Annotated in this window: 1 protein-coding gene; it reads left to right on the forward strand. The window is 34.7% G+C overall.

The features are described from left to right. Window positions 1-320 (forward strand): SDR family NAD(P)-dependent oxidoreductase (locus SB717_RS34650; protein WP_410907394.1); only part of this gene is annotated, 320 nt, incomplete at both ends.

Raw genomic sequence — 320 nt, forward strand, 5'->3', positions numbered from 1 at the left:
GGTTAAATGTACTCTTAAATCAAAATGAATTAAATAAAACACGTATGAAAACGTTTCGTTTAGATGTGAGTAATAGCGCTGCTGTTGAAGACATGGTAAATCATATTGCAAATGAAATAGCGCCAATAGATATTTTAATAAATGTTGCAGGGGTTTTACGTATGGGACCAATTCATTCGTTAAGTGATGAAGATTGGAATAAAACATTCTCTGTAAATACTACAGGGGTTTTCAATATGTCCCGAGCGGTAAGTAAAAATATGATGTTAAGAAAATCAGGGGCAATTGTTACAGTCGGTTCAAATGCGGCAAATACGCCG

Origin of the sequence: Priestia sp. SIMBA_032 (genome assembly GCF_046535215.1) — a bacterium.
In the GTDB taxonomy this organism is placed as follows: domain Bacteria; phylum Bacillota; class Bacilli; order Bacillales; family Bacillaceae_H; genus Priestia; species Priestia aryabhattai.